Annotated in this window: 18 protein-coding genes; 8 read left to right on the top strand and 10 right to left on the bottom strand. The window is 71.9% G+C overall.

Translation table 11 applies throughout. The features are described from left to right. Positions 1-62: 62 nt before the first annotated feature. A complete protein-coding gene (locus NR798_RS07445; protein WP_375770731.1) occupies positions 63-386 on the bottom strand; it encodes a c-type cytochrome in 324 nt (107 codons plus the stop codon). A gap of 70 nt (positions 387-456) precedes the next feature. Between NR798_RS07445 and NR798_RS07450 the strand changes: the two genes are divergently transcribed. Then, on the top strand, positions 457-1569 hold the full coding sequence (locus tag NR798_RS07450) for an acyltransferase family protein (RefSeq protein ID WP_375770732.1): 1113 nt from the start codon (positions 457-459) through the stop codon (positions 1567-1569). Here NR798_RS07450 and NR798_RS07455 read toward each other — a convergent pair. Genes NR798_RS07455 through NR798_RS07465 form a run of 3 tightly spaced genes read right to left on the bottom strand, consistent with a single transcriptional unit; the run spans position 1566 to position 4854 of the window. Further along, positions 1566-3164 (bottom strand): hypothetical protein, encoded by a 1599-nt coding sequence (locus tag NR798_RS07455; protein WP_375770733.1) that lies wholly within the window; start codon positions 3162-3164, stop codon positions 1566-1568. The two genes, NR798_RS07450 and NR798_RS07455, sit on opposite strands and share 4 nt — an antisense overlap. Further along, on the bottom strand, positions 3161-3508 hold the full coding sequence (locus NR798_RS07460; protein ID WP_331114526.1) for a P-II family nitrogen regulator: 348 nt from the start codon (positions 3506-3508) through the stop codon (positions 3161-3163). Before NR798_RS07460 ends, NR798_RS07455 begins: the two co-directional genes overlap by 4 nt. Continuing rightward, the gene (locus tag NR798_RS07465; RefSeq protein WP_375770734.1) at positions 3505-4854 is read right to left on the bottom strand and encodes a bifunctional glycosyltransferase/class I SAM-dependent methyltransferase; all 1350 of its coding nucleotides are present in this window, start codon (positions 4852-4854) and stop codon (positions 3505-3507) included. The genes NR798_RS07460 and NR798_RS07465 overlap by 4 nt, the downstream gene beginning before the upstream one ends. A gap of 130 nt (positions 4855-4984) precedes the next feature. Between NR798_RS07465 and NR798_RS07470 the strand changes: the two genes are divergently transcribed. The 5 genes from NR798_RS07470 to NR798_RS07490 all read left to right on the top strand — a co-directional run bounded on the left by NR798_RS07470 (position 4985) and on the right by NR798_RS07490 (position 11861). After that, positions 4985-7183 carry a GumC family protein gene (locus NR798_RS07470; RefSeq protein ID WP_375770735.1) on the top strand — a complete coding sequence of 733 codons (2199 nt, stop codon included), beginning with the start codon at positions 4985-4987 and terminating at the stop codon, positions 7181-7183. Between the two features lie 13 nt (positions 7184-7196). Next, complete coding sequence (locus tag NR798_RS07475) at positions 7197-8333, top strand: glycosyltransferase (RefSeq protein WP_375770736.1); 1137 nt, start codon at positions 7197-7199, stop codon at positions 8331-8333. After that, positions 8330-9718, top strand: coding sequence for an O-antigen ligase family protein (locus tag NR798_RS07480; RefSeq protein WP_375770737.1), 1389 nt, complete (start codon positions 8330-8332; stop codon positions 9716-9718). Before NR798_RS07475 ends, NR798_RS07480 begins: the two co-directional genes overlap by 4 nt. Continuing rightward, a complete protein-coding gene (locus NR798_RS07485; protein WP_375770738.1) occupies positions 9715-10827 on the top strand; it encodes a glycosyltransferase in 1113 nt (370 codons plus the stop codon). Before NR798_RS07480 ends, NR798_RS07485 begins: the two co-directional genes overlap by 4 nt. A 122-nt stretch (positions 10828-10949) precedes the next feature. Continuing rightward, positions 10950-11861, top strand: coding sequence for a hypothetical protein (locus NR798_RS07490; protein WP_375770739.1), 912 nt, complete (start codon positions 10950-10952; stop codon positions 11859-11861). A gap of 71 nt (positions 11862-11932) precedes the next feature. Here NR798_RS07490 and NR798_RS07495 read toward each other — a convergent pair whose 3' ends face one another. Genes NR798_RS07495 through NR798_RS07510 form a run of 4 tightly spaced genes read right to left on the bottom strand, consistent with a single transcriptional unit; the run spans position 11933 to position 16647 of the window. After that, entirely contained in the window at positions 11933-13063 is a 1131-nt protein-coding gene (locus NR798_RS07495; protein WP_375770740.1) for a glycosyltransferase family 4 protein, read from the bottom strand. 19 nt (positions 13064-13082) lie between these two features. Beyond that, on the bottom strand, positions 13083-14237 hold the full coding sequence (locus tag NR798_RS07500; protein WP_375770741.1) for a glycosyltransferase family 4 protein: 1155 nt from the start codon (positions 14235-14237) through the stop codon (positions 13083-13085). Then, on the bottom strand, positions 14234-15424 hold the full coding sequence (locus NR798_RS07505) for a glycosyltransferase family 4 protein (RefSeq protein WP_375770742.1): 1191 nt from the start codon (positions 15422-15424) through the stop codon (positions 14234-14236). Before NR798_RS07505 ends, NR798_RS07500 begins: the two co-directional genes overlap by 4 nt. Continuing rightward, positions 15421-16647 carry a glycosyltransferase family 4 protein gene (locus NR798_RS07510; RefSeq protein WP_375770743.1) on the bottom strand — a complete coding sequence of 409 codons (1227 nt, stop codon included), beginning with the start codon at positions 16645-16647 and terminating at the stop codon, positions 15421-15423. The genes NR798_RS07505 and NR798_RS07510 overlap by 4 nt, the downstream gene beginning before the upstream one ends. Positions 16648-16934: 287 nt before the next feature. Between NR798_RS07510 and NR798_RS07515 the strand changes: the two genes are divergently transcribed. After that, positions 16935-18131, top strand: coding sequence for a glycosyltransferase family 4 protein (locus NR798_RS07515; RefSeq protein WP_375770744.1), 1197 nt, complete (start codon positions 16935-16937; stop codon positions 18129-18131). Positions 18132-18431: 300 nt separating this feature from the next. Here the strand turns inward: NR798_RS07515 and NR798_RS07520 are convergent, their stop codons facing one another. Beyond that, positions 18432-19967 carry a lipopolysaccharide biosynthesis protein gene (locus NR798_RS07520; RefSeq protein WP_375770745.1) on the bottom strand — a complete coding sequence of 512 codons (1536 nt, stop codon included), beginning with the start codon at positions 19965-19967 and terminating at the stop codon, positions 18432-18434. Between the two features lie 128 nt (positions 19968-20095). On the opposite strand from NR798_RS07520, the gene NR798_RS07525 reads away from it, so the two are divergent. After that, positions 20096-21094, top strand: a complete 999-nt coding sequence (locus NR798_RS07525; RefSeq protein ID WP_375770746.1) for a glycosyltransferase family 2 protein — start codon at positions 20096-20098, stop codon at positions 21092-21094. Positions 21095-21103: 9 nt separating this feature from the next. On the opposite strand, the gene NR798_RS07530 is transcribed toward NR798_RS07525, so the two are convergent. Next, positions 21104-21814: a hypothetical protein gene (locus tag NR798_RS07530; protein ID WP_375770747.1), complete on the bottom strand. Its 711-nt coding sequence runs from the start codon at positions 21812-21814 to the stop codon at positions 21104-21106. Positions 21815-21843: the final 29 nt, after the last annotated feature.

Genomic DNA, 21843 nt, shown 5'->3' on the forward strand with positions numbered 1-21843 from the left:
TGCCTCCTGTCATGGGGGACGACACGCCCGACAGGGATATTCACCCCCGTCCCGGGAGGGAATCAGCCCTTCTTGAAACCGCGGATGTAGCCGACAAGGGCGTCGATCTGCTGCGGGGTCAGCTTCTCCTTGTAGGGCTTCATCTTCTTGTTGCGCGGGGAGCCCTCGGAGATGGCCTCGCGGATGTCGGCATCGGTCTGGGCCTGCTGCCAGGCCGGCTGGGACATGTCGACGATGGCCTCCTTCTTCCCCATCTGGGTCTGCGCGCGGCCATCCGGCCCGTGGCAGGACTTGCACTTGGCCGTCCAGACCTCGGCGACGGTGTCCTCGGCATGGGCGGCGGTGGCCAGGGAGAGGGAGAGCAGCAGGGCGAGACGGGTCTTCATGGTTGAGGAGCCTCCAGGCGTCGTGGCACTCGTTTGGGGCAGCAATGGGGTGCTGGTAGTTTGCGCGGGATTGAAGAAGCGCGTCCATCTCCCAGCACTCACGAGCTTGCGCGGTGTCGCCGCCGTCTGGGTGGTCCTCTACCACTTCCAGGACGTCTTGCGCGCGGCCGGAGGGCTGCCCGCTCCCCTGGCGCGCCTGGTGGGACACGGGCACTACGCCGTCGATCTCTTCTTCCTGCTCAGCGGCTACGTCATCGCCTACAACTACCTGGACGTGCCCAGGCCGCTCGAGCGCCGGACGTGCTTCCGCTTCCTGTTCATGCGCCTGGCCCGCATCTACCCCGCGCACCTGGTGGGCCTGCTCGCGGTGGTGCCCATGGTGATGGCCGCCCGGCTCATGGGCATGGGGCTGACGGACGAGGGGTACGGGCTCGCGACCTTCCTGCAGCACCTCACGCTCACCCAGGCGTGGGTCCCCTTCATGAAGCTGAGCTGGAACTACCCGGCCTGGTCGGTCAGCGCGGAGTGGTTCGCCTACCTCTCCTTCCCCGTGCTGGCGGTGGGCCTGCGCCGGGTGCGGGGCGTGGCGGGCAATGTCCTGCTGCTGGTGGGCTGCGCGGGGCTGCTCTCGCTCGGGGGCTTCGTGCCGCAGACGGCGCCCTTCCGGGAGCTGCTGCGCGTGATGCTGGCGTTCCCGGTGGGCATGGCCCTCTTCCACGTGTCGCGCACGCTGCGCCCCGCGCCGTGGCTGCCGCGCTGGGTGGCGTTGGCCTCGTCCGCGGGCCTGCTGGTGGCGCTGATGGCCGAGGGCACCCCGCACCGGCTCTTCTTCCTCCTCTTCACCGTGCTCCTCTGGGCGCTGGCGGAGCTGCGGCCCGGAGAGCTGTCCGCGTTCTGCGCGCGGCCGCTCGTGTGGCTGGGCGAGGTCTCCTACTCGCTCTACATCTGCCATGCCCTGGTGCAGAAGGTGCTCAACGAGCTGCTCCCCGCCCGCGCCCTGGAGGCCCTGCCGCTTCCCCAGCGGGTGTTGGGGCTCGGCCTCTACGGGGTGCTGCTGCTGGGCTCGGCCTACGGGCTGTGGCGCCTCGTGGAGGAGCCGTCCCGGCGCTTCTTGAAGCGGCTGCTCGACCGGACGGCGCCGGACGCGCGCGCTGGGACGGCCCCCTCGCTGCCGGGGGCCTAGAAGCCCAGGGTCCGGCCAGGCGGCACGAGCCAGACCTTCTCGAGGAAGCGCACCGCGCCCTGGTCCGCGTCGTGGTGCTTCACCGTCGCGGCCTGCACGCCGAACAGCAGCGCGAGCGTCGCGAGTCCCGCGAGCAGGGGCATGGCGCCGGGCCGGCCCGTGCCGCTCAGCCCCAGCCGCGCGAAGACCCAGACGGCCATGCCGAGCAGCAGGGCCAGCAGCAGCAATCCGGCCTCTGGATTGGGGAGGCCGAGGACGTTGAGCGCGCTCGGAGGTTGATAGCCCGCCCTCAACAGCGGCACGGCCAGTCCGAGGACCACGTTGGACACGTCATCGGGCACGTAGTTGACGAAGGTGGCGAGGCCCGTGAACACGATGGACGCGGTGCACAGCGCCGCGGCCGCGCCCGCGAGTGCCCAGCGGCCCGAGGCCCGCAGCCGCTCCAGCAGGAGGCCCGCGGGCAGCAGCAGGAAGGGCACCAGTCCCGTCAGGTGGCGCGGGCCCGTGGTCCAGCCCCACGAGTCATACGAGAACGAGGACGTGAAGTACGTGTACCCGGCGAGCAGCGCCACCACGAGCCACAGGTGCGCCCGCATCTCCCGGCTGGCGCGGGCCTCGCGCCGCAGCACCACCACTCCCGGCAGCGCGAGCAGCAGGAAGGGCGACAGGGTGAACAGCCCGCGCAGCGGCGAGAAGAAGGACAGGGCGAAGGCGCGTGGATCCGGGAAGCGGATGCCCAGGAAACCCCCCAGGTGCCACGGCTGGTAGGCCGCGTCGTTGAGGTGCTTGTACCCGCTCTCCAGCGGGTGTCCGAAGGCCGCCTGGTGGTAGAGCATCAGCCCCACCACGAAGGGCAGTGCCCCCAGGATGGCGAGTCCGGCGCCCCGGCCCAGGCGCACCCACCGCGCGCGCGCCGGCTCCTCGCGCCACAGCACCGTCAGTACCGCGTACAGCAGCAGTCCCAGCACCCCCAGCGCGCCGGTGTACTCGGCGGCCACCGTGGCGCCCGCGCAGGCCCCGGCCACGAGGTAGCCCCGCTCGCGCCACTCACCGCGCGCCAGCCGCCACAGCGCGTAGAAGCCGCCGAAGAGCAGCACCGCCGTCGTCTGGTGGCTCATGAAGAGCAGCGAGTAGCTGAACGCCAGCGAGCCCAGCCCGTACGTCACCGTCACCGCGTCCGCCACCGCCGCGGACACGTACGCCCCGAGGAAGCGGCGGATCAGCCACAGCATCCCCAGCGTGGGCAGCACCGTGAGGAACAGCCGGCTGAAGAAGACGAGTGGCACCTCGCGCACCGCGTACAGGAAGCCGCCGCTCCACCCGCGCAGCACCGCGTACACCGGTACCGCGGCGAAGGAGAGCAGCGGTGCCTTGGACGGGTAGTACTTCCCATCCTTCACCGACAGGTCGCCGACGTAACCGAAGTCCTCGAGCGCCTGGTTGATGTCCAGCGTCCCGTACTCCACCAGCGCCCGCGTCTGCCACAACCGGCACAGCTCATTGGGTGAGCGCAGGCCCGGGTGGTACGGGAACAGCAACACGTACAGCGCCACGAGCACCGCGTACGCCGCGCGCGAGCCGGGCAGGGCACTCACAGCGCGTCGCTGCCCCGTTCCCCCGTGCGGATGCGCACAGCCTCGTCCACCGGCAGGACGAAGATCTTCCCGTCCCCAATCTTCCCCTCGGTGCCCGAGCGCGCCGCGCGCACGATGGCGTCCACCACGCGCGTCACCATGTCGTCGTCCACCACCACCTCCACCTTCACCTTGGGCAGGAAGTCCACCACGTACTCGGCGCCCTTGTAGAGCTCCGTGTGGCCCTTCTGCCGACCGAAGCCCTTCACCTCCACCGCGGTCAGCCCGTGCACGCCCACCTCGTGGAGGGCGTCCTTCACGTCGTCCAGCTTGAACGGCTTGATGATGGCTTCGATCTTCTTCACCTGGCACCTCCGGTGGCGCGCGCCACCGCGAAGAGGCTCATTCCCACCGGCAGCTTCACCTGACTCTCGGCCTTCGCCAAGAAGGGGGCGATCCGGTCATACACCTTGAGCTGCAGCTTCGGCACCGAGCGGCGGCGCATCACCCGGCTGTTCATGAACCAGCCCGGAATCCCCATCAGGTTCATCCACTCGAGCGTCTCCACCTCGAAGCCGTTGCCCTCCAGCACCTGGCGCAGGGCCTCCGGCGTGTAGCGCCTGTGGTGCCCCACCGCCTCGTCGATGGAGCCGAAGAGCTGCGGCAGCGCCGGCACCAGCACCACCACCTTGCCGCCCACGGGCAGGATCTGCCGGAAGCGGCGCACCGCCGAGGCGTCGTCCGGAATGTGCTCCAGCACGTTGGAGAGCACGATGGTGTCCAGCCGCTCGGCCTTGAGGGACTCCCAGTCCGCCAGCGCCACGTCCGACAGGTACGGCCGCACGTGCGGCTTGCCCCGGAACTTGTTCTTCAGCCGGTCCACGTAGAAGCGGTCCACCTCGAGCGCGATGAGCAGCTCCAGCCCCGGCTCCAGCTTCTCGGTGATGGTGCCGATGCCCGCGCCGATCTCCAGCACGCGCCGGCCCAGGTGCTCGCTGAAGCGCTGGCCCAGCCACGCGTTGTAGTTGCTGGCGCCGTCCATGCGCTCCAGCGTGGTGTAGCCCTCGTGCTGGTTGTCCGCGTCGTTCTGCACCGTGGCGTAGCGCATCAGCGTGCGCAGCCGCGCCAGCTGCGCGCCCAGCGGCCGGCGTGGCGCCGCGTCCAGCGTCACCGGCACCTCGGCCAGCCGGTAGAGCTGCGCCGACAGCTTCACGACGATCTCCGCGTCCACGGAGTCATCCTCGCTGGTGAGCGACACGGACTTGAGCGCCTCGGTACGGAAGGCGCGCTGGCCGCAGAGCGGATCCTCCAGCGACACGTCGGTGACGAAGCGGGTGACATGGCCCAGGGCCCGGTCCGCCAGCTGCTCCGCGCCCAGCTTCGGCACCCGGCGGCTGCCGAACACCGCATCCGCCGCGTCCTCGCGGATGGGGCGGCACAGCGCCTCGCAGGCCTCCAGCGAGTAGGCCGCATCCGCGTCCTGCAGTACGGTGATGTCACCCGTCACCCGGCTGAGCGCCGCCCGGATGGCCGCTCCCTTTCCGGACAGGCCGGAGAGGACATGCACGTTGGGCAGGGTGGGCGCGTCCAGCGGCCCGTCTCCGGCGAGGATGACCTCGGTGCCCCGTGCGGCGAGCACGTGGGCGAAGCGGGAGGCGTCCCCGGCGGACGCGGGCGTGAAGGGGATGACGAACGAGAGGGACTGGCTCACGGCCGGGTGACTACCACAGGGCGGACGCGGGTGCTCGTGCTCGTAGGTGTGCACACTGCGTGGCAGGAGGGCTTGCGAGCGAGGCGGCGAAGATTGACCCCCCCGTCCTCCCGGGGCAGTCTGGCCCGTCGTGGAAGAGACTCCGAACGAAGCCCCCGAGGCGCCCGAGCCGTCGCTGGACGTGATGCAGTACGTCCGCGCGCTCTGGCGGCGCAAGTGGCTCATCCTCGGCGTGACGGCCGTGATGACGCTGGTGGGCCTGTTCCACACGCTGCGCCAGCCGAAAATCTACGCGGCCAGCACCTCGCTCATCATCGACGTCGCCGCGCCCCGGGTGCTCGACACCGATGTGAAGGAGGTGATGGGCGACGAGCGCGGCAACTACTGGGCGAACAAGGAGTACTACCAGACGCAGAGCGAGGTCATCACCTCGCGCGCGGTGGCCTCGCGGGTGGTGGACCGGCTGGGCCTGCGCACCGACGCGGCCTTCCTCGGGCTGGCGGGCATCCAGGACGAGGAGGCGCGCAAGAAGGCCATGGCCACCGCGGACCCGGTGTCCCTGGTGCGCTCGCGCATCACCGTCATCCCCTCGTCCAACTCGCGCGTGGTGCGCATCGCCGTGGAGGACCTGGACCCCAAGCGCGCGGCGCTGCTGGCCAACGAGGTGGCCGAGGCCTACATCGCGGAGAACCTCGCCCTCCGGCTGAAGACGACCGAGGGCGCCAGCGTCTGGCTCGAGGAGCGCATGGGCGAGCTGGGCTCGCGCGCCAGCACCAGCGAGCTGGACCTCTACAAGTTCAAGCGCAGCGCGGACGTGCTCTCGCTGTCCGTCAATGGCAAGGACGGGCAGCAGCAGCCGAGCACCGCCAAGCTGGCGTACGACCGGTACATGGAAGAGCTCATCGCCGTGCGCACGCGGATGGCGGCGGTGCAGGCGCGGGTGGATGCGATGTACCAGCTGCGCAAGCACGCGAGCCCCGAAGCCGAGCACTGGGCCGAGGGCCTCCCGGAGGCCAGCGAGGGCGCCCTGCGCGACCTGCGCGCCAAGGTGCTGGAGCAGCGCACCGCCTGTGTGGAGCTGTCCGAGCGCTACCTGCCGGAGCACCCGAAGATGCAGGAGTGCCAGGGGAAGCTGACGGTGATGCAGCAGGAGCTGCGGCGCGGGCTGGAGAACCTGGTGCGCAGCGCGGAGACGGCGCTGGCGGCCGTGAAGGCCAACGAGCGCACGCTGCTCGAGCGGGTGGAGCAGGCCAAGGCCGAGGCCTTCGCGCTGACGGAGAAGGAGATCGCCTACCAGAAGCTGCGGCGCGAGGCGGAGAACGACCAGCGGCTGTACGAGATGGTCCTCAAGCGCTTCAAGGAGCTGGAGCTGTCGGGCCAGCTGCGCACCAGCAACGTGCGCGTGCTGGACGCGGCGCTGCCCAACCCGGCGCCGGTGCGGCCCAACACCCGCAGCGCGGTGATGCTCTTCTTCCTGCTGGGCCTGATGGGCGGCGTGGCCGTGGTGCTGGGCCTGGAACTGCTCGACGCGAGCGTGGCCAACCGCGCGGACGTGGAGGAGCGGCTGGGGCTGGCCTTCATCGGCGCCATGCCGCCGCTGAAGCCCGAGGACGGAGGACCGGCGGACCTGTTCATCCACCGCCACCCGCGCTCGCCGGCGGCGGAGATGTGCCGGGCCATCCGCACCAACCTGCTCTTCATGTCGCCGGACAAGCCCTTCCGCACGGTGGTGGTGAGCTCGGCCGGGCCCGCCGAGGGCAAGTCCACCGTCGTCATCAACCTGGGCATGGTGATGGCGCAGACGGGCACCCGGGTGCTGCTGATGGACACGGACATGCGCCGGCCGCGCCTGCACAAGGCCTTCGGCGTGCCCGACGACGTGGGTGTCAGCTCGCTGGTGGTGGGCGAGGGCTCCCTGGAGGGTGCCATCAAGTCCACGGACGTGCCCAACCTCTTCGTGCTGCCCTGCGGGCCGCTGCCGCCCAACCCCGCCGAGCTGCTCCACACGCGCGCCTTCTCCGAGCTGCTCGGCAAGCTGCGCGAGCGCTTCGACTGCGTCCTGCTCGACAGCCCGCCGTTGGGGCCCGTCTCCGACGCGCTCGTCCTCTCCAAGCAGACCGACGGCATCCTGCTGGTGCTCAAGGCGGGTACCACCCAGCGCGAGCAGGCCAGGCGCGCCATCCGCTCGCTGCGCGACGTGAAGGCCCGCGTCATCGGCGCCCTGCTCAACCACGTGGACCTCAAGGGCGGCAAGTACGGGGCGGAGAACTACGGCTACAACTACCGTGGCTACGGCAACGAGCGCGACGAGCAGCGCCGCGCCTCCTGAGGACGCTCCGGCGATGAAGGTCCTCCAACTGGGCAAGTACTACGCCCCCTACCGGGGCGGCATGGAGACGCACCTGTCGGGCCTGTGCGAGGAGCTCAAGGGCCGCGTGCAGCTGGAGGTGCTCGTCTCCAACACGGCCCCGCGCACCGTGCACGAGGTGGTGAAGGGCGTGCCCGTCACCCGCTGCGCCGAGCTGGTGAAGGTGGCCTCCACCTCGCTCAACCCCACGCTGCCGCTGGAGCTGTCGCGGCGCCGGTACGAGCTGCTGCACATGCACTTCCCGCACCCCATGGCGGTGATGGGGTACCTGGGCAGCGTGCGGCCCCGGCGGCACGGGCTCGTCATCACCTACCACAGCGACGTGGTGCGCCAGAAACGGCTGCTGAAGGTGTACGGGCCCTTCATGCAGCGGGCGCTGGCGCGCGCGGATGCCATCCTGGTGGGCTCGCCCAACTACGTGGAGTCATCCGAGGCGCTGCGGCCTCACCGGGACCGGTGCCACGTGGTGCCCTTTGGCATCGACGTGTCGCGCTTCGTCCGCACGCCCGCGCGCGAGGCGGCGGCCGCGGCCGTGAGGGCCCGGTACGGTGGCGCCCCGCTGCTCATGGGGGTGGGGCGGCTCGTCTATTACAAGGGTTTCGACCACGCCATCCGCGCGCTGCGCGAGGTGGAGGACGCGCACCTGCTGCTGGTGGGCGACGGGCCGCTGCGCGCGGAGCTGGAGGCGCTGGCCCGCGCGTGCGGGGTGGCCGGGCGCGTCCACTTCCTCGGCAACCTGGGGGACGAGGAGCTGCTCGCGCTCTACTTCGCGTGTGACGCCTACGTGCTGTCCTCCGTCACCCGCGCCGAAGCCTTCGCGCTGGTGCAGTTGGAGGCCCTGGCGTGCGGGCTGCCCGTCATCAACACCGCGCTGGACTCGGGGGTGCCCTTCGTCAGCCGCCACGAGGAGAGTGGCCTCACGGTGCCGCCGGGGGATGAAGCGGCGCTGGCCACGGCCATGCGGCGCATGCTGGCGCACCCGGAGCAGCGCAGGGCCTGGGGCGAGGCGGGCCGCGCGCGCGTGCTGGCCGAGTTCACCCAGGCGCGCATGGGCGAGCGGGTGCTCGCCGTGTACCGGGAGGTCATGGCCGCGAGAGGGGTGGGGGGATGATCGGCCTCATCCTGACGCTCGCGGCCATCGCCGGGACGATGCAGGCCACGCGGCGCGGCCTGGGCCACGGGCTGGGCGCGCTGCTGCTGGTTGGCTACTTCTACGGCATCGTCCGGGCGCGCTTCGCGGACGGCCTGTCCCACTTCATGTTCGACGGCGCCGTGGCGGGCCTCTACCTGGCCATCCTCACGGGCCGGAAGCGCCAGATGCGTTTGGGCCATGACGGCCAGGTGCTGCGGCTCTGGGTTCGCGTGCTGATGGTGTGGCCGTTGTGCACCATGCTGCTCTCGCCCTTCTTCGACGCGCAGCACTTCTTCATCCAGCTGGTGGGCCTGCGCGTGGCCATCCTGCTGCTGCCGTTGATGGCCATCGGCGCGCGGATGACCAATGAGGAGCTGGACTCGCTGGGGACCTGGGTGCTGTGGCTCAACGCCGTGGCCTTCCTCTTCGCCCTGGCGCAGCTGGTCATCGGCGTGGAGCCGTTCTTCCCGCGCAACGCCGTCACCATCATCCTCTACATGTCCAACGACGTGGGAGCGGAGCGAGCGCTGCGCATCCCGGCCATCTTCAACACCGCGCACGCGTATGGCGGGACGATGCTGGTGTCCCTGCCGCTGCTGGTGCGCCGTTGGCAGCGGCTCGCCTCCACCCGAAGCCGGGTGCTGACCGGGGCGGTGCTGGTGGCCAGCGCCCTGGGCATCTTCATCAGCGCGACGCGCAGCCCGGTGGTCCAGCTCCTCGTCATCCTCCTGCTGGTGGTGTTCGTCACCGGGCTGTCGCTGAAGGTGCTGGGAGGCGTGGTGGGGCTGGTGGGCACGGTGGGCGTGGTCGTCTTCCAGAACCCGCGCTTCCAGCGCTTCCTCACGCTGGAGAGCACGGACTATGTCGCGGAGCGGGTGTCCTGGAGCGTGAACTCCAGCCTGCTGGACGTCATCACCCAGTACCCGCTGGGCAACGGGCTGGGCAGCGCCGCGGGCACGAGCATTCCCTTCTTCCTGTCGCACCTGGCCCGGCCCCAGCACGGCCTGGAGAACGAGTTCGCCCGCATCGCCATGGAGCAGGGCTTCATCGGCCTGGTGTTGTGGTTGTTCTTCCTCGGCTGGCTCTTCACCCGGTTGCCGCCGCGCCGCCGGGGAGGGGCGCTGGTGGGGGAGCGGATGATGTGGGCTACCATCCTGACGGTCTGGGCCACCGCCTTCATGGGCACGGGCACGCTCTCCTCCATTCCCGGCACCGCCTTCGTGCTGCTGTGGATGGGCATCATCGTCGGGACGCGCCGGCCCGCGCCCGTCCCGCAGCGCCGGCCGGTGGTGCCCAAGGCCTCCGCGCCTCAGGCGCCCGTCACGGCACCGGCGCCCGCGGGGCTCTCGGAAGGGCGCGCATGAGCCCTCGCAGGCGCGTGGCCTTCGTGGTGAATGGCACGCCGGGCAGCCCCATGAGCACCCGCGCCGAGGCCTTCGCGCGCGCGTTGACGGCGGACTTGGACGGCGTGCTGCTCCACCGCCACCCCCGGAAGTTGCGGGCCATCGCCGAGCTGGTGTCCGGGTTGCGCGCCCTGCGGCCCGACGCCGTGTACGTGCTCGACCTGGGGTACTCGGGCGTCGCCGCGGCGGCGCTGTATGGCGCGCTGGGGCGGGTGCTCGGGCGCTGCCCTCGTGTCGTGGACACCGGGGACGCCATCGCGGCCCTCGCGCGCTCGGTGGGAGGCAGGGGCCGGGTGGGGGAGCTGCTCACCGAGGGCCTCGAGCAGTTCGGTCTGCGCACCGCCGACGCCATCGTGGTGCGGGGCACGTTCCATCAGCGGCTGCTGGCGGAGCAGGGCCTCGCGAGCACCGTCATCCAGGACGGTGTGCACGTGGAGGAGTTCCTGCCCCGTCCCGCCGCGGAGCTGCGCCGCAAGCTGGGACTGGAGGGTGTGCTGACGGTCGGCATCCTCGGCTCCTCCATCTGGAGCGAGCGGCTCCAGGTGGCCGTGGGGTGGGAACTGGTCGAGCTGATGCGCCTGTTGAAGGGACGGCCCGTGAAGGGCGTGCTCATCGGTGACGGCAGCGGGGTGCCCCACCTGCGCGAGCGGTGCCGGCGCTACGGCATCGAGGAGCAGGTGCGCTTCATCGACCGCGTGCCCTACGCGTCCGTGCCCGAGTACCTCGGCGCGCTCGACGTGGTGCTGTCGACGCAGAGCAACGACATCGTGGGCCGGGTGCGCACCACCGGGAAGCTGCCCCTCTACATGGCCAACGGGCGCTTCATCCTCGCCACCGACGTGGGCGAGGCCTCGCTGGTGCTGCCCGGGGAGATGCGTGTGCCCTATGAGGGCGTCGTGGATTCCACCTACCCATCCCGTCTGGCCGAGCGCGTGGAGGGACTACTCGCCCGGCCCGAGCGGCTGCGCGCGGGTGCGGCCCTGGTGGGCGTGGCCCGTGAGAAGTTTGACTACACCGTGCTGGCCGCGCGCGTCCGTGAAGTGCTCGAGCGCGTCATGCGCTCCCGATGACGGCGCCAACGGCTCTCACGCCGCGTGTGGCCTCGGAACACTCCGCGCGGGCCAATCCCTCTCATTTGACAGGAATCTGTCCACTTCTATAGGTTGCGCGCTCCTTTCTGAAAGGAATTTTCGTGCGACTCTGGAAGCTCAGCGCGGCTGTCCTCGCGCTCTTCGTTGTGGCTTGTGGTGGGGAAACCGTCACGGTGGATCAGCAGGAGGCGGGCTCGCTGCAGCTGCCGCTGGTCTCGACGGACTCGGACGGCAAGGTCTACCGGCTGATGGGCGCGACGTTCAACATCACCGGGACGCAGACGGTCACCGTCACGGACACGGCGGCGGACACGGTGACGACGCCGCTGCTGACCGGCTCCTACACCATCGAGCTCGCTCCCGGCTGGACGATGGAGCGCGTGGATGCGCCCGGAACGCCCGTGCCGGCCACGCTGCTGTCGCCCAACCCCCTGCCGTTCTTCGTGAAGAAGGGTGAGATCACCCAGGTTCGCTTCCAGTTCAAGCTGCCCGGCGAGGGCACCGCGGACGTGGGCATCGAGGTGGACAGCGGCGGCTGGTTCGCCGGGAGCGTCCGGTTCGAGATCCTCGATGGCTCCACGCCGAACCCCTACGCCGAGCTGGTGGGCAAGACCGTTCCCTTCCTGATCAGCTTCAAGTCGTTCACGTCCAGCCGGGAGAGCTGGGGCTCGACGCTGGTGCACACCGGCCCCGTCACCGTCCAGTTCGGCGGGGCTCCTTCCGCGCAGCTGGCGCGCGTCGCCGCGGCCTTCAAGGACTCGGAGCTGTTCCTGTCCCTGAAGGTGGCCGGCTCGGGGGGGTCCATGGTCGAGTTCACCAACGCGCAGCTCTGGAGCCCCCGCGAAGGCATCTCGTTCGATGTCTACCCGGGCTCCGCGCCCTTCGTGGGGGTGGTGGATCGCGATGGCTTCCCCGTCTTCCGGCCCTTCTCGGCCGAGGCCCCCGCGCGCCTGTACGAGCCCTATGCCGGGTACGGCGTGGGTGGCATGTCGACCGTGAACGCCTCGCCGTGAGCTTTTCCGGCGGTGCTCGTCCTCGCGCCGCCGTGTCGTCGCTGTAGGCCCGCGGTGTCCTCCGGACGCAGTCAGCGAAGGGGGGACGCCGCGAGCCGTTCGTACAGCCGGAAGTAGGCCGCGGCCATCTCGGCCCAGCCGTGCTCCCGGGCCACCTCGCGCGCTTCGAGCCCCATGCGCTCGCGCAGCGAGGCATTCTCCACCAGCGAGCGCATCGCCCGGGCCAGCGCGGCGGCATCCTCCGCGTCCGGCAGGACGATTCCGCACTTGGGAGTCACGAGGCTCGCGGCGCCCACCGAGCGCGCCGTCACCACCGGGACGCCCGAGGCCAGCGCCTCCAGCACCACCAGCGCGAACGTCTCGTAGCGCGAGGGGAAGACGAACAGGTCGCTCGCGCGCAGCAGCCGGGCCACGTCGTCGCGGAAGCCGAGGAAGCTCACCCGGTTTGCCACTCCCAGCCGCTCGGCCAGGGCGGGGAAGGGCGAGCCGCGCACGTCTCCCACCACGGCCAGGTGCAGCCCCGGCACCTCGCGCAGCGCGGCCAGCACCGTGTCCAGGTTCTTGCGGCCCGTGCGGATGCCTCCGACGAAGAGGGCCAGGGGCTTGTCCTCGGGCAGGCCCCACGCCGCGCGCGGCTCCCTCCCTGGGTGGAACTCCTCCAGGTCCACGCCATTGGGCACCGTCACCACGTGCTCAGGGGAGAGGCCCGTGGCGAGCAGGTCCTCGCGCACCGCCTCGGACACCGCGGCGACGAGCCGGGCCTGGCGGTAGGCCCGCTGCTCCCAGCGCGCGTTGGCCGCCGTGTAGAGCCACTGGTAGGTGGACCGCAGGCGGCCCGTTATTTCGGAGGCGCGCACGCTGGAGCGCAGCCACGCCGCGTGGACGAAGTGCGAGGTGTTGAGGTGGTGCGGCTCGTCGAGCACGTAGCCGTTGGCGTGGAGGATGTCGGCCTCGCCGCGCACGCGCCGCACCAGGGCCGAGGCCCGTTGGGTGAACTCGGCCACCTTCAGCAGGTGGGGCTTCTGCACGCGAGGGTGGAGGCGCAGCCAGCGCGCGCCGCGCTCGAGCAGCTCCGGCTCCACCTGGTCCGCCAGCAGCAGCACCTCATGGCCCTTTGCGAGGGCGTGGCGGGCGAGCTGGTAGTTGACGCGCCCCTGCCCGTCGCTCCGGATGACGTTGTGGGTGACGAGCGCCAGCTTCATGCGGCTCCCAGGCTGCGGCTCAATGCCCCGCGAGCCGCCGGTAGGTGTCGAGGATGGTGCGCGCGTGGCTCGTCCAGGAGTAGCCCCGCCCGCGTGAAATCCGCTGGCTCCGGGCCGCGGCGGGCTCCGGCGACTCCAGCAGGCGGTGCACCGCCTCCGTCCAGGCGCCAAGGTCTCCCACAGGGGCGTAGGTGATGGCGTCCCCGCCCACCTCGCGCAGCACGGGCAGGTCGCTCGCCACCACGGGCGTGCCGCAGGCCATGGCCTCGATGACGGGCAGCCCGAAGCCCTCGGCCTCGCTCGTCACCAGTACCGCCCGCGCCTTGCGGTACAGGCCGGCGAGCGTCGCCCGGTCGAGCTTCGGCGGTTGCAGCAGCGCATCACCCAGGCCGAGCCGCGCCACCTGGTCCCGCTGCGCATCCGTCAGCGCCGCGCCCTGTTGCACGAGGCGCAGCTCCGGGTGCCGGCGGCGCAGGGCCGCGAAGACGTCGAGGAGCACGTCCACGCGCTTGCGCGGAATCCCGCTGCCCACGTGCAGCACGTAGGGGCGGCCCCCGAGCGGACGCAGCAGCTCGTCGCTGAGGTCTCCTGGCAGCGGCTCGGGCCCGAATTCGGGCGAGACGCCCAGCGGGGCATGCACCAGCCGCTCCGGGGGCACCACGCCATGGCGCAGCAGCTCGTCGCGCACCGCGCAGGTGCTGTGAAACACCACCGCCGCCCGCTGCAGCCCCTTCAGCGAGGCCCACGCCATGGCGCGGAACCACGCGGGCCGCGGCTCCTTCTCCGGCTCGAGGATGCTGCGGAAGGCGTCCAGATCGTGGCAGTACACGCCCGTGCGCCCGGGCGGCAGCGCGTGCACGAGCTGCGCGTACGTGTGGTCCACCACGTGCCAGGCGTCCTGCCCGCGCGTGCGCAGCGCCACCCGCGCCGGGTAGGTGAGGAAGCGCGTCAGCACCCGGTCCACGTTGAGCGCGTCCCGGCGCTGGCTCAGCACGGGCAGCCGCCGCGCCAGGGGCACCAGCTTCGGGCGCACCGACGTCACGAAGACCTGGTCCGCCAGCGGGCCGTGGAATTGCTCGTGCAGCGCCTCGCCCGCGAGATCCATGCTCGGCCAGCCCTCGTCGAGCGGGTCCATCAGCAACGCCAGACGCAACGGAATGCCGGTGTTGCTCATGTGTCCTCCACCACGCGCGCGCGGACGCGGTCCCTCAGTACGTCCAGCGTATGCGCGAGCGAGAAGTTCTCCAGGTAGAAATCGGCCGCGCGCTGGCCCAGGGCGGGCCATGACTCCGGAGTGGACAGCAGGGCCTCGGCCGTTTCCAGGACGGAGGCGGCCGTGGGCTCGGGGGCCAGGGCGAGCGCGCCGGAGTCCTTCCAGGGCGGCTCGGTGGCGGGGCCCGCGTTGGACACCAGCGGCATGCCCAGCCCCAGTCCCGCCATGGCGCTGCCGCGGCGCGTGCTGATGCCGTCGGTGAAGGGCTGCACGAGCACGTCGCAGGCCTTCAGCGTGGCGGAGAGCTCGTCCCCGGGCAGGCCTCCCAGCGCCCGCACGCGTCCGGCGAGCTCCGGGTGGCGGCCGGTGAGCCGTTCGGCGAAGCGCGTGCTGCCCCGGCCCGCCAGCACCACCTGGCGGCGTGCGTCCTTGCGCAGCAGCGCGGGTAATACCTCCTCCAACATGCCGGCGATGAGCTCTCCGTACGTCCCCAGGTGGCCGATCAGCACCGTCTCCGGGCCGGGGCGCAGCGAGGCGCGGCGGGACTCCACCGCGCTCGCGGGGGGCTGCGTGGGCAGGTTGCTCGGCACGGGCAGCCACTCGATGGGGACCCGGCGCGGCGGCGCGTGGAGGAGCCTGTTCCACCAGAGGGTGGAGACGAAGACGCGGTCCGCCCGCGCCAGCACGAGCGCCGCCATGGCCCGCGTGACGGCGCCCAGCACGTTGTGGCGCCAGGGCAGCTTCCAGCCCCAGGGGAAGCAGACCTCGTGGAAGAACATCCACACCTCGTCCCCCCGGCGCCCCGCGAGCCACAGCGCGAAGGGGACGTTCATCGCTTTGTAGCCGAAGGCATGGGGCACGTACTGCACCACCAGCCGCTTCGGGCCAGGGAGTCGCTCCAGCTCTCGTCCCAGCCGCTCGAGGCCCCGCACCCCGAAGCCCTCGGGCAGCCGGTGCACGGTGACGCCCTCGGGGGCGAGGGACTCCTTTGGATCGCCCGGGGCCCAGACATGCACGGCGCAGCCCGCGCGCGCGAGCCCCTCGGCCACCTGCCACGTGTAGTCGCTCACCCCGCCGGGCTGAGGGGGGAACTCGCCGGTGAGCAGGTGCCAGGAGACACCGAGCGCGTCCGCGTACCGTCCGCTCATGCCCTCCCTCCCAACACCCGCATGTAGACGTCCCACACCTGGGCTGCGTAGCGCTCGCGGGTGAAGCGCGCGAGCACCGAGCGCCGGGCCTCCTCGCCCAGCCTCGCGCGCAGCTCCGGCTCCAGGACGAGCCGCGCCATCGCCCCGGCGAGCCCCTCCATGTCCCCGGGGGTGAAGGCCAGCGCATCGTGCCCGGAGCGGACGAGCTCGGCGGCCCCGCCCGCCGCGGACACCACCACCGCCCGGGCGCACGACATGGCCTCGACGATGGTCATCCCGAAGGGCTCCGGCCGCGTGCTGGCGTGCACCACCCCGTCGAGTGCCCGGTAGATGGGGGCGGGCTCGGCCTGGAAGGGGATGAAGCCCACGTGCGCCTCCAGGCCCAGCGCGTGCGCGGTGGCGCGCAGCTCCGCCTCCGAGTACTGCGAGCCCGGCGTGCGGTACACGGGGCTGCCCACTACGTAGAAGCGCACCGCATGCGAGGGGTGCAGGGCCCGCACGCGCGCCGCCGCCTGGAGGAACACCTCCTGCCCCTTCCAGCGCGCGTAGGTGGCCACCAGCCCCAGGCGCACCGTTCCTCTGGGCGCCGGGGGCAGGCCCGCGAGCGTGTCGAGCCATGTGCCCTCGGCGGGGCCGGGTGAGAAGCGCTCCGTGTCCACGCCGTTGTGCACCGGGTGCACCGGGACGCGGCCGAGCACGTGCCGGGCGTCCTCGGCCACCGCCGCCGAGTTGGCGATGGCCGCCGCCGCGCGCACCCCGGCCACCCGCAGCACGCGCCGCAGCAGGGGCCGCTCGCCCAGGAAGTCATGGAGGTGCCACACCACGGGGGCTCCCGGGGCGCAGAGCGCGGAGAGCAGGTGCGTCTTGAGGCCGTTGGAGTGGACGAGGGTGGGGCGGAAGTCCCGCAGGGCGCGTTGCAGGGCGAGCAGGTGGGCCGCCGCGGCTGGGGTGGCCTGGGCCAGGGCGGTGCCGAAGCGCAGGTAGCGGTCCGCGCCCGCGCCGCGCAGTTGCGAGTCCCCCAGCGAGGCGAGCGCGGCGGACAGGGGCAGGGCGAGCGTCTCCACGCCCAGGGCGCGGGCCTGCTCCGTCAGCGGCCCCTCCGCTCCGGCGATGAGCCCGAGCCAGGGGGCCTGGGGTGCACGGCGCAGACAGTCCAGCAGGTCGAGGAGCGTTCGCTCCGCTCCACCCACCACTCCCACCGGACTGAGGAAGAGCAACCGCACGGCTCGGAACCCACCAGAGGTGCACCGGCTGGGTCAAGGCGCCGATTCACACATGCGGGGTGGGGAACACGCCGATGTCCCCTCTCCCTCTGGGAGAGGGTCAGGGTGAGGGTCTTCCCCTGCGCACCGTGTGACGACCCTCACCCCCCGCCCTCTCCCAGAGGGAGAGGGAGCATGCACAACCCGCTCACCAGAGCCTGGCCGCCAGGAGGCGGAGAGTCCTGGCCTCCTCCGGACGAAGGGGAACCGCTCCCGGGGCGGGCGATGGCAGGATAGGCGCCTCCCGTATGAGTCGACCCCCGGCGAGCCCTGGCCCGCGCATCCTCCTCGTCGCACGGCATCGCGCCGTGGTCGGCGGGGTGGAGTCGCACCTGCGCACGCTGCTGCCGCTCCTCCAGGCTCGGGGCTTCTCTCCCGGGCTCCTCTTCGAGCACGACGCCGCCCCGGGCCAGACGTGCATCGACGAGGGGCTCGGCATCCCCGTGTGGAATGCCGCCGAGTTGGGGCGCGGGGGCGTGCTCCAGGCCGTGGCGGCGTGGGGGCCCGGCCGCGTCTACCAGCATGGCGTGCAAGACCTCGACCTGGAGGAGGCGCTGCTGGAGCGCTACCCGGCCCTGCTCTTCCTCCACGCCTACTACGGCACCTGCATCAGCGGGATGAAGCGCCACGCCTTCCCCCGGCCCGTGCCCTGCCAGCGCGTGCTGGGCCCCGCGTGCCTCGTGCATTACCTCCCGCGTCGTTGCGGCGGGCGCAGCCCCCTCACCGCCCTGCGCGAGTACCACCACCAGCAGCGCCGCCTCGCGCTCGCCCGCCGTTACGGCACCGTGCTGGTGGGCAGCCGGGCCATGCGCGAGGAGTACCTGCGGCACGGGCTCGCCGCGTCCCAGGTGGTGTGCGTGCCCCTCTTCGGCGATGGCGCGCCGGACCCCGAGCCGCCCGCGCCGCGGCCCCCTTCCGGGCAGCTCCTCATGGTGGGGCGGCTCACGGATCTCAAGGGGGGCGTGGAGCTGGTGCGAGCGCTGCCCTCGGCGCGTGCGGCGCTGGGCCGCGAGCTGGAGCTGGTGGTGGCCGGGGATGGCCCGGAGCGTCCGCGCATGGAGGCGGAGGCGGTGGCGCTGCGGGTACCGGTGCGTTTCGCGGGCTGGGTGGACCGGGCCGCGCGGGAGGCGCTGATGCGGCGGGCGGACCTGCTCGCGGTGCCGAGCGTCTGGCCCGAGCCCTTCGGCATGGTGGGGGTGGAGGCGGGAGGTGTCGGCCTGCCCGCGGTGGCCTTCGCGGTGGGAGGCATCCCCGACTGGTGCGAGCCGGGGGTGTCCGGCGAGCTCGCTCCCGGCGACCCGCCCGAGCCCGAGGGCCTCACCGCCGCCATCGTCCGGGCGCTCGGCGACGCGGGCCACCATGCCCGGCTGCGCGAGGGCGCCTGGCGCATGGCCCAACGCTTCAACGCCGAGGCCCACGTGGACGCGCTGTGCGCGCTCCTCTAATCCCTTTCAGTGAAGTGACCGAAAGGGATGACTGTCCCCTCGCCCTCCGGGAGAGGGTCAGGGTGAGGGTATCGGGTGAACCTGGGTTCAATCCCCTGTCCCCACTTCGGACCACGGATTGAAGAACAGGCCCGGGCACCCTCACCCCGTCCCTCTCCCGGAGGGCGAGGGGAAATGGCCGCGGGTCAGCGCATGTTCCCAGCGGCACTCCTTCGCAGACATACCTGAAAGGGATTAAGACCAACTGGTCCTACTGTCGGACCAGTCGGCACGCTGCGGGGCCGGAAGGTGCCCCTCACCTCAACCGAGGCCGAGCCTGCCCCGTGCGGACGCCCACCGTGCCCGGAGCGCGTCCACCCGGGGTCGGACATACGTGCCCAGGGCGCCCTCGAACAGCAGCGGGCGCATGAGGAGCAGGTAGAGGACGCCCACGAACATGCCGGCCAGCGTCAGCTGGGGGAAGCCTCGCGGCGCCAACCCCACGGTGATGCCGAGCGACACCGCGGCCACCGCCGCGCACCGCACGCCCCACGGCACGAGGTCGCGCAGCACCTGCCAGACCGAGCGCCCGGTGTCCTTGGCGAAGAGGGACAGGTTCATCGGCAGCGACACCGTGCAGATGCCGATGATGGGCGCGAGCGCCGCGCCCGTCCACCCGCCCAGGGACACGCCGGCCCACATCGCGAGCAGCGTCACGCAGCCGTCGGTGACGGCCGTCAGCGCCAGCCGCCGCTCGTGGCCGAAGCAGAACAGACACGTGTTCACCGACAGGCAGAAGTGGCGCAGCACCATGCTCGTGAGGAACAGCACCGTCAGCACCAGCCCGCCGTACTGCTCCGTGCCCACCCACCGCAGCACGAAGCCCTCGTTGATGGTCAGCACGCCGCAGAAGACGGCCCCGCTGATGAACAGCGTAAGCCGCTCCACGGCGCTGGCCACCTCGGTGATGCGCTCCTTGCTGCTGCTCATCCGCAGCTCGGCCAGGGCGGGCTGGGCGCTCGCGAGCACCAGCTGCGGCGCATTGGACAGCACGCTCACCAGCTTGGCCGTGCACGTGAAGGGCACCACGGCCTCGGGCCCGAGCAGCTTGCCGATGATGACCACGTCCGTGCCCAGCCGCAGCAACTGCGCCACGTTGCCCACGGTGATCCACAAGGACCGCGACAGCCAGGAGCGGATGCCCTCCATCGAGAGCCGGGGAAGCTTGCGGGGCAGCGCCTCGGGGAAGGCGGTGCGCAGGCGCCAGAGGCAGGCGAGCGCCGACAGGCCCTGGGTCGCCACCCAGCCGGCGGCGACCGCGTACAGGCCCGCGTCGGCGAGGACGAGCACGACGCTCGTCAGGGTCCCCGCCGCCCAGCCCACCGTCTGGAGCATGCCCAGGAAGCGCAGGTCCTGCAGCCCGTTGAGCACCGCCTGGAAGAGGCGCAGCGGGAAGAGGAGGACGAAGGTGCCCAGCACCATGAGGAAGGGGTGGAGGACCTTGTCGCTGCTCTCCGGCAGCAGCAGCAGCAGCAACGAGGCGCCCAGGGCCACGAGCGGAACCTGGAGGAGCGCGAGCTGCAGCGCCTGGCCGAACACCTCCGCCACCGCGGGCAGGGGCCGCTCGGGGTTGCGCCCGGCCGCGTAGGCCGTCTCGCGCGGGAGCAGGGCGGCCACTCCCAGGTCCAGCAGTCCCAGGTAGCCCAGCAGCGAGCTGACCACGAGCCACAGTCCCAGGTCCGACTGGCCCAGGTGCCGCAGCAGGAAAGGCGTGATGAAGAGGCCCACCACCAGGGTCAGCACCTGATTGGCGAGCCCCCAGCTGAAGCCGCTCAGGAACCGGCTGGAGCGAGTCACCCTGGCACCATCGGCCATCCCCCTCGTGCCTGCAAGCACCCCTCCTCCGTTGGCTGGTGAGCGGCCGGGCCTGCTCGCCTCCTCGTTCCCGGCCGGCCCGTTCCCGCTTTCATCTAGGATGCGCCGTCATGACAGAGCCCGCCGGGTCGAAGGCCGGTGTCCGGGGCCGGGTCTCGGTGGTGATTCCCACCAAGGACCGGCTGCCGCTGCTCACCGAGGCGTTGGAGTCGCTCCAACAGCAGCGCCACGTGGACTGGGAGGCGCTCGTCGTGGACGACGGCTCCCAGGATGGCACGGTGGCTCGCCTCCGGGAGTGGGGGGCCGCAGACCCGCGCATCCGGGGGCTGGTCCGCGAGGGACAGCCGGCGGGAGGCAACCGCTGCCGTAACCTCGGCTTCGCCGCCTCCACGGGGGAGTACCTCATCTTCCTGGACGATGACGACGCCTTCTCCCCGCGCTGCCTGGGAGAGCGCGTGAGGTGGATGGAGGCCCAGCCCGAGCTGGACTTCGGTGTCTTCCCCGTCCAGACGTTCCTCGAGAAGCCCGGGGACATTCCGCGCGTGCTGCCGGCCGAGCCCGGGCGGGACGACATCGAGCGCTACCTGCGCGTGGACGTCCCCTGGCAGACGGCGAGCCCCCTGTGGCGCAGGAGCGCCCTGGAGCGGCTCGGCCCCTGGGACGAGGCCTTGCCGTGCTGGCAGGACTGGGAGTTCTACGTGCGCGCGCTCGCCAGCGGTGTGCGCTACCAGTGTTTCCCCGAGGGCCCGTACTTCTTCCACCGGGTGCAGACGCCCGGCCGCACCGCCATCTCCACCAAGAAGCGGGGGCCGGTGCAACTGCGCGGCGTGGAGCGGGCCGTGGCCTCCGCGCTCCGCCACCTGAGCGAGCATGGCGGCCTCACCGCGCGCCGGCGGATGCTGCTGGCGCGGCTCCACCTCTCCGTAGGCGAGCAGTTGCGCGAGCAGGGGCTGCGGGACGAGGCGCTCGCGGTGTGGGACCGGTGCAAGGAGCGGGGGCTCGTCTCCGAGGCGCGGTACCGCGAGGGCCGGCTCTTCCTCACGGTGTGGCCGGCGCGGCTGGCCCGGGGCGTCCTGCGGCGCTACCTCGCGCTGCGCTGGCGGGAGTGAGCCGGGCGCTCAGCCGCGGGTGATGATGGCGTAGGCGCCACCGGGCACCTTCCGCATGTCCACGCGCATGCGGGCCTCGGTGGACCAGCGCCGCAGCACTTCCTCCTCGCCGGGCCGGTCCGCGTCGTCCAGCAGGATGACCGCGCCGGAGCCGAGCCGTTCGCCGAGCACCGGCCACAAGCCGTAGCGTCCGCCGGGCGTTTCGCCGGGAGGGCCGTCGCAGATGACGAGCTGGAAGGCCCGGGGCATGCGCTCCACGGGGGGCGTGTACCAGGAGTAGCCGGTGCCGTAGTCCTGGAGCGGGGCCAGGCAGTCGTGCACGTGGGGGATGCGGTTGCGCCTCAGGGCGCCGGACACGCGGGCGTGCCACTGCGGCAGGTGCTCCAGCGTCCACGTCTCCACGCCGCGCCGGCCGGCCAGCAGTCCCAGCAGCAGGGTGGAGACGCCCGAGCCACACTCGAGGATGGGGCCGGGGGTGCTCACGGCCCGCTCCATCAACTCCTGCAGGTACTCGGGGCGCGCGGCGTAGCCCGTGTTGCCCCAGCCGGCCCGCAGCTCCTCCAGCATCTGGCGCGTGGGCAACTGCCCGGACGGCAGCGCGGAGATCCGCTCCACGGCGCGGCGCAGTTGCCAGTCACGCACCAGCCCCCGGACGGGCTGCTTCAGCCGCTCGGGCATCCATCGGGCCAGCGGGCGCAACCGGGTGATGAGTGTCTGCATCGCGTGTTCCTCGGGGCCTCGACGGCGGG

The organism is Archangium gephyra (genome assembly GCF_042230915.1).
Classification (GTDB): domain Bacteria; phylum Myxococcota; class Myxococcia; order Myxococcales; family Myxococcaceae; genus Archangium; species Archangium gephyra_B.